The organism is Corynebacterium choanae (genome assembly GCF_003813965.1).
In the GTDB taxonomy this organism is placed as follows: Bacteria; Actinomycetota; Actinomycetes; order Mycobacteriales; family Mycobacteriaceae; genus Corynebacterium; species Corynebacterium choanae.
On sequence record NZ_CP033896.1, the window covers coordinates 2,616,188 to 2,632,947 of the forward strand.

The 16,760-nt window shown below is 58.8% G+C and carries 8 protein-coding genes; 5 read left to right on the forward strand and 3 right to left on the reverse strand.

Annotated elements, in window-relative coordinates:
• Positions 1–104: 104 nt before the first annotated feature.
• Positions 105–800, reverse strand: a complete 696-nt coding sequence (locus CCHOA_RS09475; RefSeq protein ID WP_123929934.1) for a beta/alpha barrel domain-containing protein — start codon at positions 798–800, stop codon at positions 105–107.
• Between the two features lie 403 nt (positions 801–1,203).
• Between CCHOA_RS09475 and CCHOA_RS09480 the strand changes: the two genes are divergently transcribed.
• From CCHOA_RS09480 to mscL, 5 genes are all read left to right on the forward strand, one after another.
• Positions 1,204–1,905 (forward strand): TetR/AcrR family transcriptional regulator, encoded by a 702-nt coding sequence (locus CCHOA_RS09480; protein ID WP_164472458.1) that lies wholly within the window; start codon positions 1,204–1,206, stop codon positions 1,903–1,905.
• Positions 1,906–2,845: 940 nt separating this feature from the next.
• Complete coding sequence (locus CCHOA_RS09485; RefSeq protein WP_245992128.1) at positions 2,846–12,151, forward strand: type I polyketide synthase; 9,306 nt, start codon at positions 2,846–2,848, stop codon at positions 12,149–12,151.
• Positions 12,152–12,544: 393 nt separating this feature from the next.
• Positions 12,545–13,447, forward strand: a complete 903-nt coding sequence (gene purU / locus CCHOA_RS09490; protein WP_123929940.1) for a formyltetrahydrofolate deformylase — start codon at positions 12,545–12,547, stop codon at positions 13,445–13,447.
• A 146-nt stretch (positions 13,448–13,593) separates the two neighbouring features.
• A complete protein-coding gene (locus CCHOA_RS09495) occupies positions 13,594–14,058 on the forward strand; it encodes an S-ribosylhomocysteine lyase (RefSeq protein ID WP_123929943.1) in 465 nt (154 codons plus the stop codon).
• A 545-nt stretch (positions 14,059–14,603) separates the two neighbouring features.
• Complete coding sequence (gene mscL / locus CCHOA_RS09500) at positions 14,604–15,008, forward strand: large conductance mechanosensitive channel protein MscL (RefSeq protein ID WP_123929946.1); 405 nt, start codon at positions 14,604–14,606, stop codon at positions 15,006–15,008.
• 286 nt (positions 15,009–15,294) lie between these two features.
• On the opposite strand, the gene CCHOA_RS10825 is transcribed toward mscL, so the two are convergent.
• The gene (locus tag CCHOA_RS10825; RefSeq protein ID WP_206425790.1) at positions 15,295–15,612 is read right to left on the reverse strand and encodes a hypothetical protein; all 318 of its coding nucleotides are present in this window, start codon (positions 15,610–15,612) and stop codon (positions 15,295–15,297) included.
• Between the two features lie 169 nt (positions 15,613–15,781).
• Positions 15,782–16,585: a hypothetical protein gene (locus CCHOA_RS09510; RefSeq protein ID WP_123929948.1), complete on the reverse strand. Its 804-nt coding sequence runs from the start codon at positions 16,583–16,585 to the stop codon at positions 15,782–15,784.
• Positions 16,586–16,760 lie beyond the last annotated feature (175 nt).

Below are 16,760 nucleotides of genomic sequence, written 5' to 3' on the forward strand. Positions count from 1 at the left end.
CACCGGATTGGATGGTACGTAAACTGTCGCCTCTTGCCTTGCGGGTTTTGCGCACTGCACCGCATGTGGCTGCCAAGGCAGGGTGACGCACCTCCCCTGTTGTATTAAATGGAACGATACAAGCCGGTAACGCCCGCCATCGCGAGCATATCGCTACTTAACGTCTTCGCTTCCTGCTCATCAACAATCAGCGCCACCCCACTGCCCCGCACCTGTGCTGCCGCCGTGAACGCCGAGCGCCCATCGCTCGTTGCTAACTCGCCAAACAACCAAATACCTTGCACCCCTGCCTGCAATGCCTGATGCAGGGCATGGTTGAGTTGGTCGGCAGTGAGTCTTGCCGGGGCAAACAGAATTGCAAGCGGCAACGGCTCCGGCACTGCTTCCCGCAGCGTCACCAATTCCGAGAGTTGCCGATTCCACTCCTCGCCCACAATGACCGAATGTTGGGCGACAGCCACAATACCTGTCGCCCCGCCAGCCAAACACAACCGTGCTTCAGCGGCTTTGACTAACTCATCCTGACATCCTGCCGGGTAGCCAACTACTGCCAGGGTTGCCGCATATTGCGGCAGCTGTGCCGCCACAGCCTGATGGGTGAGCAGCGGAGGAAGACACACCACCGCCGGTTGCACTATCTCCTCTGGGGCATTGGCGTTGGTTGTCACTTGCTGCAGTTCAGGACTCCTCATCACCTGCGCCAAGGAGGTTGCCACCGCAGCCGGGGCAGCAAAGGGATCCTTGGTCAGCACATAGCGAAGTGGTGGGGTTTTCGGAAGCGTAGGAATATTCGGAAGCACGCCCCCAATCGTAGCGTGACCAAACCGCTGCAGTTCCAAGGAAAGAACACTGTCACACGCACGGCACCCCAACCCGACCAAGCACATCAAACCTGCCGGCAGGGTGTGCCCACGGCGCACAGCACACCAGCGCAATGCAAATGTTCACGCGCCCGCCATATTGCCAAATACTGTAACGAGGCTGCGATAGCAGGCGACTGGTAGTGCAGACCAACAGGGTGACATGCTCTTGCGGCACAGTAGTTGCTGAACAGGCAGAAGCGGCACGCCACAGCCCTGTCGATCCCCGCAGCGAGCCGCAGCAACGTACAATTTGAAAACTAGACGGCGGCAGACCATGTCGTCACTTACCGCATTGTTACCGACGAGATCATCGACGATTGTTAAAAAAGGGAGAACAACCATGGCTGTGCACAATCGCGCCGAAACCGAGGCACGACTCGTCGATGCCGCTCGACGAGTCATCATCGAAGCCGGGTTTGAAGGCTGCACCCTAGAGCGGATCTGTTCAGCGGCAGGATTTACCCGGGGCGCGTTCTATTCGAACTTCTCCGACAAAGAAGCATTGTTCACCATGCTGGTGGTTGACGAATACAGCCAGATTATTGAGCGAGTGAACGAAGTTGCCCGGGATTGGGACGCCAACCAGCATGACGCCGGCGCCGAAGAGCTCCTCAATCTTGCCGCCACCGATGACGTCCAGGCACAAATGGCGGTGTATTTGGCAGAGATTCGCCAACGGGTAGGTATGGATCGCAACTTCCTGATCCTGCACAACGAACTGCTTGCCCGCGCTGCCCGGGAGCCGAAGTGGGCACTGCAGTTCATGGAGATCAACCGGGAGTTTGTCGTTGGCATCGGTAAAATTTTAGAGATGATGCTTGCCGAAGTTGGTCGTGTCGCCACCAAACGCAGCGAAACCCTCGCCCAGGCTGTCATCGGGATTGCTATGCGCTACACCGGGGTGAGCGTGTGGAAAGACCATCTGCAAGACCTCAACCCTGAACATGAGGTGCGGGGCACCCTCCTGGAGCTTTCCGATGTTCTTGAGATGACTGTGACGCTGCTGCACGCATCTTCGAAACCCTTAGATGCCGCAAGCTAGCCTGTAGCGCCTCCCCCAGCGTCTTCACCAACGCTGCTCTGCTGCACCTGGTGATGGAAGTGTTGTTTCCATCGCCAGGTGCAGTGTTTTTTATCCCTACTGCCCCACACCCGTGGTTTTCTGCGGCACATATGTGCCACCTGCTTGGTGTCACCCGTTTAATCCAACGCACGCTGAAGTGGGCATATCAACTACCAGACTGCCGGGTTATGCGAGTTTGGGGAGTGCGATCTGCGACTGTCTTATACGACGGCAGCGCAGCACCACCGCCGGGCGGGCAAGATAGCGAACACACTGAGGCCTCGTATGGGGGCGCGGTTCCCGCATGTTCCACCGCTGTGAACGATCGCCGTAGCCCGCGAACGGCAGCCAATCCACCAACCCCAGAATTGTGTTCTTGGTCACATAAGACCGGCTGGCAAGCCTGAGACGCGAGCCCACCCCACGCTATGGATACATATTCGTATCAATTTGCCTACACCCTCCCGCTGGTAATACAAAACAGTTTCGTATCATCCCGATACAAAATCGTTGCGGCATACATTTTCGTATGCCAGCAGGCAGCAGTAAGCAAATATTACCTACATACATGTATGCATCCATTATGAGTCACAAAATGGCTTACTACCTGGCCTTATGCAATGACAGCTAAGGGGGTTCGCTCAGCAAAATAATGCTTGAGGATACAATTTTGTATGGAAATTGTTACCCAATTTTCAATACTGTTTCGTATTGGACGAAATAGCTTCGTTACTTTTACCATTCCCCGGTAACTTCCACAGCTGTCACAGTGCGCTGTGTCTGGCCGCCCATTCGGGTGCGCGCAGCTGTGGAATCCCGGCGCCATCTTTATTCCGGTTGTCTTAACCAACCATCCGATGGCGCCCAGCAACGTTTATCGACATCGATCAACAATATTCGCCAGGAGAACGGTTCAATCGTGACTATCGGTACCCAGACAAGCCCAGCCAACAAAGTCGGTGCAGTTCCACTGCTGAGTTTTACTGCCCCCGGAGTGCTCTTTGCCGGGCAAGCATCCCAATGGGTCGAAGCACTCGCCGACTGTGCCAGCGACGTGGCAACAGTCGCCTTCCTTAACGAGGTGCTGTCGCAGGCACGGGCTAGGATCGCCCCCGTGGCGCGGCATCTTGCAGTTGCTGTTCCCGGCGCGCAGGAACGCCTCAGCGCCCTCGTGGGGGGCACCGCCACCACCCGGACAGCGATCGATTCACAACCAGCTGTTTCAATCGCCGGAATTACTTTGTCGCAGGTGGCGATCGTGCATCAGCTGCAGGGGCTGGGTTTGGATATTCACAACACCCGCTTCGCCGGTCATTCGCAAGGCTGCCTCGGGGTGGCTGCCGCCCGGGCGCTCCGGGACGATGATCTGCAAGGGCTCGTGGATGTGGTGGCGTTTGCTCTCATTATGGGTGCAGCCACTTCTGTGGAGGCTCGCCGGTTAGGGTACGGCGCCACCGAGGAAGCCATGGTGTCGATCAAAGGATTTGATCGGGCAACCATTGATGCTGCCCTTGCCGAACTTGGCGGCTCCGAGGTGGAGGTTGCCTTGCGCAATGCGGCAAAACATTTTGTGCTCTCCGGACGGCATGCCCATCTGCAGCAGGTTGTCGCAGTGTTGGAAGAAGCCGCAGCGAAGGAAAATAAGGCTGTTGAGGCGAAGGAGCGGGGCGGGGCGCTGGTGTCACCACAGTTCACTTGGCTAGCGGTTGCTGCCCCCTTCCACCACAGTTCGATGAGTAACGCCGTTGCGCAGACTTTGGCGTGGGCTGACGCTTGTGGTTTGGATGTGCCCGAGGCGGAGGCGTTGGCTCGCTATATTCTTGTTGATCATCACGACTGGACTGCGGAAATCAACGGCTATCCGAAACAGTGCAGTCATCTCATCACTACCGATCCGGGTGGATCGTTGTGGCGGCTAACCGAACCGCTGATCGCCGGCCTTGGGGTGCAGCTGGTTGATGGGGCAACGGTTGCTGCCCGGGAAAAGCTGGCCACTGCTGGCACTGCGGTGGATCAAGCCCCTGACTGGTCACAATTCGCCCCGCGACTGATCACCCTGCCGACCGGGGAGACGAAGGTGGCCACCAAATTCACCGCGCTCACCGGCTATTCACCAGTACTGCTGCCGGGTATGACCCCGACTACGGTAGATCCCGATATTGTGGCGGCGGCAGCAAACGCCGGCTATTGGGCAGAAATGGCCGGTGGCGGCCAATATTCCGAAGAAGTGTTCACCGAAAACCGGGAAGGGCTAGTCAAACAGCTGCAGCCGGGGCGGGCAGCCCAGTTTAACTCGATGTTCTTTGACCGCTACATGTGGAATCTGCAGTTCGGGGCGCAGCGCATCGTGTCGAAGGCGCGTGCCGCCGGGGTGGCAATTAACGGGGTGACGGTGTCTGCCGGTATCCCGGAGGTGGAAGAAGCAACCGAGTTGATCGCTTCCCTGTCCGGGGAAGGTTTTCCCTATATTTGTTTCAAACCGGGCACTGTCGAGCAGATTCGCAGCTGTTTGGCGATTGCGGACGCAAACCCAGACTTCCCGCTGATTATTCAGGTGGAAGATGGGCATGCCGGTGGTCACCATTCGTGGGTGAATTTGGATGATCTGCTGCTGGCAACCTATGGTGCAATCCGGCAGCGGGACAATGTGGTGTTGTGTGTCGGTGGCGGTATCGGCACCCCGGAGAAAGCTGCCCGCTGGATGCTGGGCACCTGGGCGCATGATCATGGATTGCCGGCAATGCCAGTCGATGGGGTGCTCATTGGTACAGCCACCATGACCGCCCGAGAAGCGAAAACCTCCCCGCAGGTCAAACAGCTGTTGGTCGATACCCCCGGGGTGGAATTAGACGATGCCGGCGGCTGGGTTGGCCGGGGTGCTGCCCGCGGCGGGGTGACCTCCGGGTTGAGCCATCTGCACGCAGACATGTACGAGGTGTATAACGATTCGGCGCGCTGCTCTGAGCTGTTAGCTTCCCTGGATACGTCCTCCCAAGAGGCGGTTGATGCCCGCCGGGAGGAGATTATTGCCGCCTTAAACAAGACAGCAAAGCCCTATTTCGGTGATCTCACCACCATGACCTATGCCGAAGTGTTGGAGAAGTTCGTTGCTTTGGCGCATCCTTTCCAGGATCCCACCTGGACGGATCGGTTCCTTGATTTGGTGCACCGCGTTGAGGCACGCTTACATCCTGCCGATCACGGGCAGATCGAAACTGACTTCCCCGATGTGGACAGTGTGGAAGACGGTCCGGCCGTGGTGGCGGCACTGCTTGCCCGCTACCCGGAGGCCGCCGAGATCACTGTGGGTGCGCGCGATGCGAAATGGTTTGTCGGGTTGATGCGCAAGCATCACAAACCGATGCCGTGGGTGCCGGCGATTGATACTGATGTTGCCCGCTGGTGGGGCATGGATTCGCTGTGGCAGTCCCACGACGAGCGCTATGCTGCTTCCGCGGTGCGGGTGATTCCGGGGCCTGTGTCCGTTGCCGGTATCACCACCGTGGATGAGCCGGTAGCCGATATTCTTGGCCGTTTTGAACAGGCCTGTGTTGCGGCACTCGCAGCAGAACACACCCCGCCGCAGGCGGTGTATTCCCGCCTGGGGAATGTGGAAGATGCGGAAACCTTCCTGCGCACTACTCCACATATTGTGTGGCACGGGCATTTAATCGATAACCCGGCGGCGGTTCTCGACGAGTCCGCCTTCGAACTCATTGCGCCTGACAGCGATGAGCAACCGTGGATCATCCGGATTCTGTGTGATTCCTATTGGGACAATCTGCCGGGGGATCATCCCTATGTGGTGCAGCAAGTTGATATCCCTGTGGAGCTGTCCGCCGACTGTGCAACGGGCGCTTCCCCACTGGTTAGCCACGAGCATCTGCCGGCAGCCGTCTATCAGCTGTTAGCTGGTGTTGCCGGTGTTGGTTCGGTGTCGGCGGGCGGCGACGAGATCACCGCAGTGCCAGAAGTCCACGATGATCCGGACACTGTGTTCGGGGTGGTGAAAGACTCCTTCACTTTGCGTGCCCAGCTGTTTGAGGCGCATACCGGGGTAACCGGGGCAGCACTACCAGGGGTGACCACCGCCGCCGGCTGTGCCGATGCACTCGTCGGCCCCTGCTGGCCGGCGATCTATGCGGCACTGGGTTCCGGGAAGCTGGCCGACGGCTATCCGGTGATTGAAGGGCTGCTCAACGCGGTGCATCTTGACCATGTCACTGATCTGCAAGTGCCAGTGGCAACGTTGATGGATGACACGGTGCGCACCATCGCCGTAGAGGCCCGCACCCGGGCGTTTGACGAGTCCGCCTCGGGGCGGATTGTCACCGTGGATCTGGTGCTCACCGACACCGCCACCGGTGAGGTGATTGCCACCATGATCGAACGCTTCGCCATCCGTGGACGGGTGACCTCCGCGAAGCAGGCACCACTTGCCCCCAGCTTCGGGAACACCGGGGCCACCGTCGTAGACACCCCGCGCAGCTTTATTCGCCGTACTACCGTGACCGCACCGGCCGATATGACCCCATTTGCGATGGTCTCTGGGGATTACAATCCGATTCACACCTCCAGCAACGCGGCAAAACTCGTCGGTTTGCAAGCCCCCCTGGTGCACGGCATGTGGCTTTCCGCCACCGCCCAGCATTTTGCCTGTGCAGCAGACAACACCGATCGTCCTGCCGCACTGCTCGGCTGGACGTATTCGATGTATGGCATGGTCCAGCTCAACGACGAAGTCGAAATCACTGTTGAACGAGTAGGCCGGGTAGGCGTCAACCCGGCCGTCGAGGTCACCTGCCGGATCGCCGGCCAGGTGGTTTCCCGTGGCCAAGCGATTCTTGCCGCCCCCACCACAGCCTATGTTTATCCTGGTCAAGGCATTCAAGAAGCGGGCATGGGGGCTGCCGACCGGCAGCGGTCTGCAGCCACCCGGGAAGTGTGGCAGCGTGCCGATGCACACACCCGTGCCACCTTAGGTTTCAGCATTATCGACGTGGTCGATAACAATCCGACCGAGCTGACAGTGGGCGATACCACCTTCCGTCACCCCGCCGGCGTGCTGTATTTAACCCAGTTCACCCAGGTGGCTTTGGCCGTGGTCGCCTATGGGCAAACTGCCCGCTTAAGCGCGGAAGACGCACTGGTACCGGGAGCCATGTATGCCGGACACTCCCTGGGCGAATACACTGCCCTCGCATCAACCGCCGGCATTTTCGAACTCGAAGGGGTCATCGATGTGGTGTACTCCCGCGGGTCAGCGATGCATTCCCTGGTTCCCCGCGATGAGCAGGGGCGCAGTAACTATGCGCTGGCGGCGCTGCGGCCAAACCAATTCGGTATGGCTGATGCGGAAATCACCGACTATGTTGCCGGGATTGCCGAATCCACCGGCGAATTTTTGCAAATCGTCAACTTCAATGTTGCCGGACAACAATATGCCGTCGCCGGCACCTTGGCTGGGCTGGCCGCCCTGCGTGAGGATGCGGAAGCCCGGGCTGCCGCCCACGGCGGCAGGCGCGCCTATATTCAAATCCCCGGCATCGATGTGCCTTTCCACTCTGCGGTGCTGCGCCCCGGTGTGGCGGCGTTCGCCGAAAAACTCGATGCGCTGCTGCCAGCAGAACTCGACGTGGACGCGCTCGTTGACCGCTACATCCCGAACCTCGTCGCCCGCCCCTTTGCGTTGACTCGGGACTTCGCCGAATCCATCCTTGCCGTCGTGCCGGCAACCCCGGTGGAAACCCTGCTGGCTACCCCCGGCGAATTTGAACAGCGTGTTGCGCGTGAACCCGGCAAGGTTGCCCGGATTTTGGTGATTGAACTTCTCGCCTGGCAGTTCGCCTCCCCGGTGCGGTGGATTGAAACACAAAACCTACTCATCGGCGACGATGGGGTTGACCGGGTGGTGGAAGTCGGATTGGCGAAATCCCCCACCTTGGCGAACCTGCTGGCACGCACCCTGGAACTGCCTGAGCATCGCGCCCACCAGGTGGAGGTTTATAACGTCGAACGTGACGAGCAGATCATCTACTTCCTGGATGCGAAAGAAGCCCCCCAGGCAACCCTTGACGACGCTGCTACTAGCCCCGGGGAGACGGCAGCCGGCGAGCACACTGCCGCTGACGAAGTACCTCGCGTTGGTACCGATGCCACCCCGATAGCACCGGCGGCTGACGCTGCAGCCGGTGACAGGATCGACCCCGATTCGCCGGTGGCCGGTGCCGCTGTGGCGGGTGCCGCCCCGGCGGCCACCCCCAGCCAGCCGCAGGGCGCCCCGGCGGCAGGCCCTGCCCCCGAGTTGAAGTTTGACGCCGCCGATGCGATCTGTGCCCTGGTGGCGGCGCAAAACAAAATCCGTCTTGACCAGATCACCGACCAAGACACCACCGAATCGCTCACCAACGGGGTGTCTTCCCGCCGCAATCAGCTGCTGATGGACATGGCCGGTGAACTTGGGGTACCCACTATTGACGGTGCCGCGGAAGCAGACATTGCCACCCTGCGCGGCCGCGTCGTGCAGGCCGCCCCTGGCTATAGTGCCTTTGGACCCGTGCTCGGCGAACTGGTCACCAGCCGGCTGCGAACCCTTGCCGCCCAGGCCGGGGTGAAACCCAACCGGATCGCTGATCGTCTGGCAACTACCTGGGCACTACCTGCCTCGTGGACTGCCCCAGTTGAGGTGGAAATCGTCCTGGGTCTGCGGGGGGAAGAATCGGTGCGCGGCGGCGAACTGGCCACCATCGCAGCCGGGGAACCCTCCAACGCCACCGAATTTGATGCCGTCATCGATGCGGCGGTGAACAATGTGGCAGCGGCAAACGGTACAGCTGTGCAGCAGGCCAGTGCCGGTGGTGCCGCCAACGGCGGCGGCGTGGTCGACTCGGCCGCACTTGCCGCATTCGCGGAAGAAGTCACCGGCGAAGAAGGGGTGCTGGCCACCACCGCCCGCACCATGCTGCAAGCTTTAGGGTTAGCCACCACCCCAGCAGTCACCCAAGCCGAAACAGACACTGCTCTGCTGCAGGCGGTGGAAGCCGAACTGGGTGCCGGCTGGCTGGCCAGTGTCACCCCAGTGTTTGACGCCACCAAAGCAGTGCTCTTCGACGACCAGTGGGCTCTTGCCCGGGAGGCGATTGCCCGCATCGGTGCCGGCGCCACCACCGGGGAAGCCCTGGCCGCTGTTGATCCTTCCCGCTTTGCGGGTCTTGGTTCTGTGGCTGCTGGACAAGCCCGCTGGTGGGCTGCCCGCTGTGACAACACCACAGCCGCCACCCTGCTGGGCGACATTGCGGATGCCTGCGAAGACACTGCTGCCGCCGACCAGCTAGCCTTCGCCGACGATGTGGCGCTGGTTACCGGTGCTGCCCCTGGTTCGATTGCGGGTTCACTGGTGGCGAAACTTCTCCGCGGCGGGGCGACGGTGGTGATGACCGCCTCAAATGTGGGGCAAGCCCGCAAAGAATACGCCCGCACCCTGTTCCGTGACCATGCGGCCGGTGGCGCGAAACTGTGGCTGGTTCCAGCTAACCTCACCTCTTACCGGGATATTGATGCGCTGATCGCGTGGATTGCGCAAGAGCAGAAAACCACCGTCGGCGAAAACACTATTGTCACCAAACCGGCACTGGTGCCCACCTTGGCGTTCCCATTTGCTGCGCCGAGCGTGTCCGGCACGTTAGCGGATGCCGGCGGCAACACCGAAACCCAGGCGCGACTGCTGCTGTGGTCAGTGGAACGCACCATCGCCGGACTGGCGGACACGGTGGCGAACTCCCGCAGCAACACCCGGGTCCATATTGTGCTGCCGGGTTCCCCGAACCGGGGCACCTTCGGTGGCGATGGCGCCTATGGTGAAGTGAAAGCCGCCTTTGATGCGATGCTTGCCAAGTGGCAGGCAGAAACCGGCTGGCCGGCATTCGTCACCTTGGCACAAGCCCGCATCGGCTGGGTGCAGGGCACCAACCTTATGGGTGGCAATGATGCGATCGTGCCAGCGGCGAAAGAGGCCGGTATTCACGTCTACACCCCGGAAGAGATCACCGATCATCTCCTCGGGTTGGCGAGTGCCCAATCCCGCGCCGAAGCGGCACAGGCACCGTTGGATGCGGACTTCACCGGCGGCCTTGCCGACTTGGAAGTGTCCTTAAGCGAGCTGGCGCGCACCGCACAGGCTGCGGCCGCAGCCAACACCAGCAACAGCAGCGACACTGCAGCACAGGTCACGATTGCTGCACTGCCGAATCCGCCGCGTCCCACCCAGCCGCAGCCGGTGGAATTGGGGCAAGTCACCGCATCACTCGATGACATGATTGTGATCTGTGGTGTGGGCGAAGTGTCCTCGTGGGGTTCGGGTCGTACCCGGCGCGAAGCCGAATACGGTATTCGCCGCGACGGGACGGTGGATCTCACCGCCGCCGGGGTAATGGAACTTGCCTGGATGATGGGGCTGATCACCTGGAGCGATGAAACCAATCCAGGCTGGTACAACGCGGAGGGCCAACGGGTGGCGGAAGAAGATATCTACGACACCTACCGCGATGAGGTGGTTGCCCGCAGCGGTATCCGCACCTTTGTCGACGACTTCACCCTCGTCAACCAGGGGTCGATTGATGTCGAGTCGGTGTATCTTGACCGGGATATCACTTTCACTGTCCCCACCGAGGCAGCTGCCCGTGACTATGTGGCTGCTGATGAGAAAACCACCGAAATCCAGCAGACCGCCGACGGTGAATGGTTGGTCACGAAACGAAAAGGTGCTAAGGCACGCATTCCGAAACGGGCATGTTTGACGCGCACTGTGGGTGGCCAAATGCCGACCGGGTTTGATCCGGCAAAGTGGGGAATCCCGGCGACCATGGTGGATGGTCTTGACCGGATTGCCTGCTGGAATCTGGTCACCGCCGTCGATGCGTATCTCACCCAAGGGTTTAGCCCCGCCGAATTGCTGCAAGCTGTCCATCCGGCCAATATTGCCTCCACACAGGGCACCGGTATTGGCGGTATGGAATCACTGCACAAGGTGTTTGTCAGCCGTTTCCTCGGGGAGGAGCGCCCCAGCGATATTCTGCAGGAAGCCCTGCCGAATGTGGTTGCCGCCCATGTGATGCAGTCCTTTGTGGGCGGCTACGGGTCGATGATTCACCCGGTGGCAGCGTGTGCCACCGCTGCCGTGTCGGTGGAAGAAGGCGTCGATAAGATCAAACTGGGGAAAGCCGACATTGTGGTGGCCGGCGGTATTGACGATATCTCGGTGGAATCGTTGACTGGTTTCGGCGACATGAATGCCACCGCCAAGTCGCAAGACATGGCCGATAAGGGTATTGATGAGCGGTTCTATTCGCGGGCGAATGATCGCCGCCGCGGCGGTTTCGTCGAGGCGGAAGGGGGCGGCACGGTCGTGCTCGCCCGGGCACGAGTGGCCGCCGAATTGGGGCTGCCAGTCTTGGCTGTTGTTGCCCACGCCCAGTCGTATGCGGACGGCACCCACACCTCGATCCCAGCCCCTGGTCTCGGCGCACTGGCGGCTGCCCGCGGTGGAATCCATTCCACGTTGGCGAAGTCGCTGCACACCCTCGGCCTCACCCCGGATGATGTGCGGGTGGTGTCAAAGCATGACACCTCCACGAACGCAAATGATCCAAACGAGTCGGAGCTGCATTCGCTGCTGTGGCAGGCGGTTGGTCGCGACGAACACAATCCGCTGTTTGTTGTTTCGCAGAAAACGTTAACTGGCCACGCCAAAGGTGGTGCCGCCCTCTTCCAGATCGGTGGACTCACCCACATTCTGGCGACCGGTGAACTGCCTGCGAACGCCGCACTTGACTGTGTTGATCCCGCTATTGAGCCGAAGGCAACCAACCTGGTGTGGCTGCGAGAAAACCTCAACTTAGGGGCGGGTCAAGTGAAAGCTGGGGTGCTTACCTCGCTGGGCTTCGGTCACGTGGCGGCTGTGGTTGTTTTGGCGCACCCATCCTGTTTCGAACAGGCTGCAGCCAATGCTGGCGTCGACGTCGACCAGTGGCGCCGGCGAGCCACCGCCCGCCTGCAGGCAGGTGCCCGTCACCTGGAGGCTGGCATGATCGGTGCCCGCACCCTGTACGAGGTACCCAATGCCCGTCGTCTCCCGGAGAAGGGTGCGCACGAAGCAGAGATCAATCTGCTCCTCAACGAGGATGCTCGCCTGCAAGACGATGGAGTGTTCCCGGCTGCGACAAGCTAGCCAGTAACACTGGCGCCGACGATCGCCCACACCACAGGCTCGGTATCGACACTTTGATGGTGTGCCAACTACTCGCGCGGCGCCCACAGCATCGAATAATTGCATAAGACCTAGCTGCCCTTCAGTGATTCCCCACTGGAGGGCAGCTGCCGTTTTGTCACCGACTGCCGCAAACCAGTAACCAGTGTCGTCACCGCACTGCAGCACCACACTCCGCACCAGTGCCATCGTCTAGCGGCGACACCACACTCCGCACCCCTTGCCCGCTAGATCCCTGCGGCAGTTGTAGTGAAACAAATCCGACCATTGCCCGAATAGTGAACCATTGCTCGAATAGTGGTTGGTTTATGAGCGTTCGCACATCATCTCTCCCGGAAGGTAGGATCAATGCCCATGACTGCACAGGTTCCTGCTTCTGTTTCCCCGCTCGCCGACCGCCAACTCGTGGTCACTCTCGGCTGTCCTGACAACACCGGGATTATTGCGAAACTCGCTGGATTTGTCGCCTCTGTCGGCGGCAGCATTGTGGAGGCACACTATTTCTCTGATCCAGCATCTGGCTGGTTCTTCACCCGGCAAGCAATCCGTGCCGAGTCGTTGAGTGTCTCGGTGGAAGCATTCACCGAAAGTCTGCAAGAGCTCGCTGAAGAAATCAGCCCACAAGCCCGCTGGCGGGTGTGGGATACGGCGAAACCAAAGAAAGCAGTGATTCTGGTTTCCAAGGAAGGCCACTGCCTGCATGATCTGCTTGGCCGGGTGGCGCAGAACGAATATCCAATGGAAGTCGCGGCAGTGATCGGCAACCACGATGATCTGCGCAGCATCGCGGAAGCCCACAATGTGCCATTTCATCATGTGCCATTTCCGAAGGATGCAGTCGGCAAACGGCAGTCCTTTGACAAGGTTGCAGCAATTGTCAATGAGCACGATCCCGACGCGGTGGTGCTTGCCCGCTTCATGCAGATCCTTCCGCCTGACTTGTGTGAAATGTGGGAAGGCAAAGCGATTAACATCCACCATTCCTTCCTTCCATCGTTTATGGGGGCGCGCCCGTATCACCAGGCATATCAGCGTGGTGTGAAGCTCATCGGCGCTACCTGTCACTATGCGACGAGCGATTTGGATGACGGTCCGATTATTGAACAAGACGTTATCCGGATCACCCACCGGGAAACCCCCACCGATATGCAGCGGCTTGGTCGTGACGCAGAGAAAATTGTGCTGGCTCGTGGTCTGCGCTTCCATTTGGAAGATCGAGTGCAGGTCTATGGCAATCGCACGGTGATTTTCGACTAGTACACAGCGAATAATTTCATCCATGACACACCCCGAGCACCCGTAGCGCACCCCAGCGCCGCCTGCTCGGGGTGTGCGCATTCCCTGCGGCGCAGGAGCCTCCGGCAGGATCTCATCGATGCAGCAGGCACGGTAGTGTGGAGGCCATGACTGAAAAGATGAACGTCGAATCCTTTAATCTTGACCATCGCACTGTTATTGCACCCTATGTGCGCATCGCCGATCGGAAAGCGCTGCCGGGCGGTGACGTGCTGATCAAATACGATGTACGGTTCACCCAGCCGAATACTGATCATCTCGAGACGAAAACGGTACATGCCCTTGAGCACATGGCCGCCGAGTTTATGCGCAATCACACTGACAAACTCATCGACTTCTCCCCCATGGGCTGCCGCACTGGTTTCTATGCCATTACCTTAGGTGTGGAACCAGAGGACTTCTTCCCCATCCTGGAGAAAACCTTCGTCGATATCACCGAGGCCACGGAAGTCCCTGCCGCCAATGAGATTCAATGCGGTTGGGGCGCCCACCACGATTTGGAAGGGGCGAAGGCTCAGGCAAGGCGAATGTTGGCGGAAAAAGATTCCTGGTCGATTGTCACTGCCCAATAAAAGTAGCCACGACGAGCTGTGAAGCCAGCACCAAAACCCAGGTGCTGGCTTATTCACGTCAATACAGCAACAAGGTGTTTGCAATCGCTGACACAACTAGCATGCATACCTACCACCTACTACCAGCAGCGAGTATCCGGCACAGTGCACGCAATGGCCGCTCTGGCAACGTGAGTAGGATTACATCAACGCGGTGACGGTGAGCGAACTTACGCCTCAACGCCGGCCAGATTGGCGAGGCACAGCACAATCCACCTGCCATTTGCTACCCATCAAACCTGCACATTGCGCATCATTCCCCCACCTCAGCACCACTATTGCACGGTTGCCCTGATGCAGAGAAGTCCATCTTCAGGCCAGCAACCCCAGCATGTGCTGCACTGTGACGAAATCCTTACCGACGGGACGACTCGGAAAATTCAGCAATGCTGCGATGACTGCCCGAAATCTGACTACCGCTGCGGCAATTCACAGGCTACTATTGCGCAAGGCCTATCAAAGATACGGCCATTGTTAGTATCATCTTTTTACCGTAAGGGATCTCTGTGCTTAAAGGCTTCAAAGACTTCATCATGCGCGGCAATGTCATTGACCTGGCTGTTGCTGTCGTTATCGGTGCTGCATTCACCAGCATCGTCACCGCTTTCACCGAAAACTTGGTGAACCCAATTATCGCCTCTTTCGGTTCCGTGGAACTCGGGGGACTTGGAGTCCAGCTGCGCGAAGGTAACTCAAATACGTTCATCGACCTTGGTGCCATCATCACCGCCGCGATTAACTTCCTCATCGTCGCCGCAATTATCTACTTCATCTTTGTGATGCCGATGAACAAGGTCAAGGAACGCCAGGCAGCCCGCCAGGGTGTCGCCGAAGACGAAGAAGAAAAGGCACCAGTTGAGGTTGAGCTCCTCACCGAGATCCGCGACCTGCTGCGCACCCGTCAGCTGTAACTATGCTCGTGCGGACAGTGTGACGTTGTTTTTTCGCCGAACTTCACAACCAAAACCCTAGTTTGCCACCAAGGCAACCTGGGGTTTTGTCGTATCACGGGATCAATAATTTTCCCCCAAACTGCCACTTCCCGCAGACCACGTTGACCGAAATGAAAAGGCTCGTGGATTTTTGCAAAGCCGTCACTTGTCAGCATCCCCCGAGGCTTTGCCATTAGCTGCCGCCAGCTTTTCAGCGCCGAGCAGCCGTTACCGGTTCCCCTAGTCGTCAATAGCTAGGAACAAATCAGCATTTCACATGCTTGCACCGCGTGCGCAGCACTCGTGTAGCGACATTTTGGATAGGACACTCAGCAACAGCCACCAAGGGACGGTTCAGCGATAGACCACGCCGTATCCCACCACGCAGGTTGTAGATGAAGATATCGCTAAACTCGTTCTGCCAGGTCAGGCGCAGGCCGTCGGCAGTGTTGTCATCAACGAAAGAAGAGTCCGAGATGAAGGCGATCACGCCTTCATCTCGGATGCGATCGGTAGCCCAGCGGATAGCGCGGAAGTATGAGTCGCACAAGCTGTTTTTGTTGGTGCCGGTGGAACGCTCCACATACGTGGACTCGATGCGCTTATCGAGTACTGGGTATTTGTGGTTCTAATTATTGTCGTCCGCACTCGACTGCCGAGCACTATAGGGCGGATTCCACGTTCGGTGAGCGTTGATACGATCTAACGATGCACCCAGTTTGCTCCTGGGGTGGGTGCATACGGTTGTTCGGCTAGATTTCGCCGTTATCAAGGTACTCGCCTAAGTACTTGCCATCTTTGTCGCGCCAGAACACGCGAGCGTTCGCACTGTTGCCCTTGACAAACTCACCGGCCTTGTTCGGGGACGGGAGCGCAATATCAGCGACAGTCACATCACCGATGACAGATTTGGAGTGGCAGTCACGTAACTTGGCCGCATGATCTGCTTTGACACGGCCTAGCCAACTGCCTTTTTTCAACACCCACTCACCACCACTTTTGACAAGAACTGCTCGTTTTTCTTCTCGGCGGTGAGAGTAAAACTCCGGACTCACTTCCCTGATAGGAGCGCGGGATTGGACTGGGTCATCTTCACTTTCTCCCAGAGTGACATCAGGTTGCGTTGCTGTGGGAACATGCGGTTCAAGAACCATGATGCCCATGGTGGCCAGCATAAGGCGGGTGTTAGACACGATCATGCCAATGCGGTTCTTCAGGTGCTCATGGACTTTGCCCGCGTGAGCCCCAGTCCCATTAGCCATGTTGGTTCGCCCCGCTTCACGAGCCAACGTAATGAATGTGTCCTCAAGCATCCCTAATTCGGTAGCTGAGAAGTCTTCGGGTGGTGCAACGAGCAGGACGGCTTTACGGCAAAATCGGTGCTTACCGTTGCGCATGTTTTCCAGCACATGCTTAATGGTGCCGTCATTGTTTTTACGCACCGCAGCTTTACCGATGTAGAGGTTTTCTTCCTCACCCGTCAGATCGCCTAGAACGAAGTAGATACCGGCCAGGTTCATCTTTTTGTGGCTGCGGTACGCCTCTAACGAGGTCACTGGCAGGATGTATAGGTCGTATTTCGTGTCAGGGATCTGGACGTGGATCGGCCCGTCTGCCCGACCCTCAAGGAGAAGAAGGTCAATCCCTAACTGTTGATGCGCACTGTGCACGGCAAACCTGGTCCTTGAAAATAAAGAGAAGCTTCCTGCTAACTATTGTGACAGGAAGACT

Bases quoted from the DNA above. Each gene is read 5' to 3' on its own strand.
- purU (WP_123929940.1), top strand. From the start codon at position 12,545: ATGACTGCACAGGTTCCTGCTTCTGTTTCCCCGCTCGCCGACCGCCAA.
- CCHOA_RS09480 (WP_164472458.1), top strand. From the start codon at position 1,204: ATGGCTGTGCACAATCGCGCCGAAACCGAGGCACGACTCGTCGATGCC.
- CCHOA_RS09495 (WP_123929943.1), top strand. From the start codon at position 13,594: ATGACTGAAAAGATGAACGTCGAATCCTTTAATCTTGACCATCGCACT.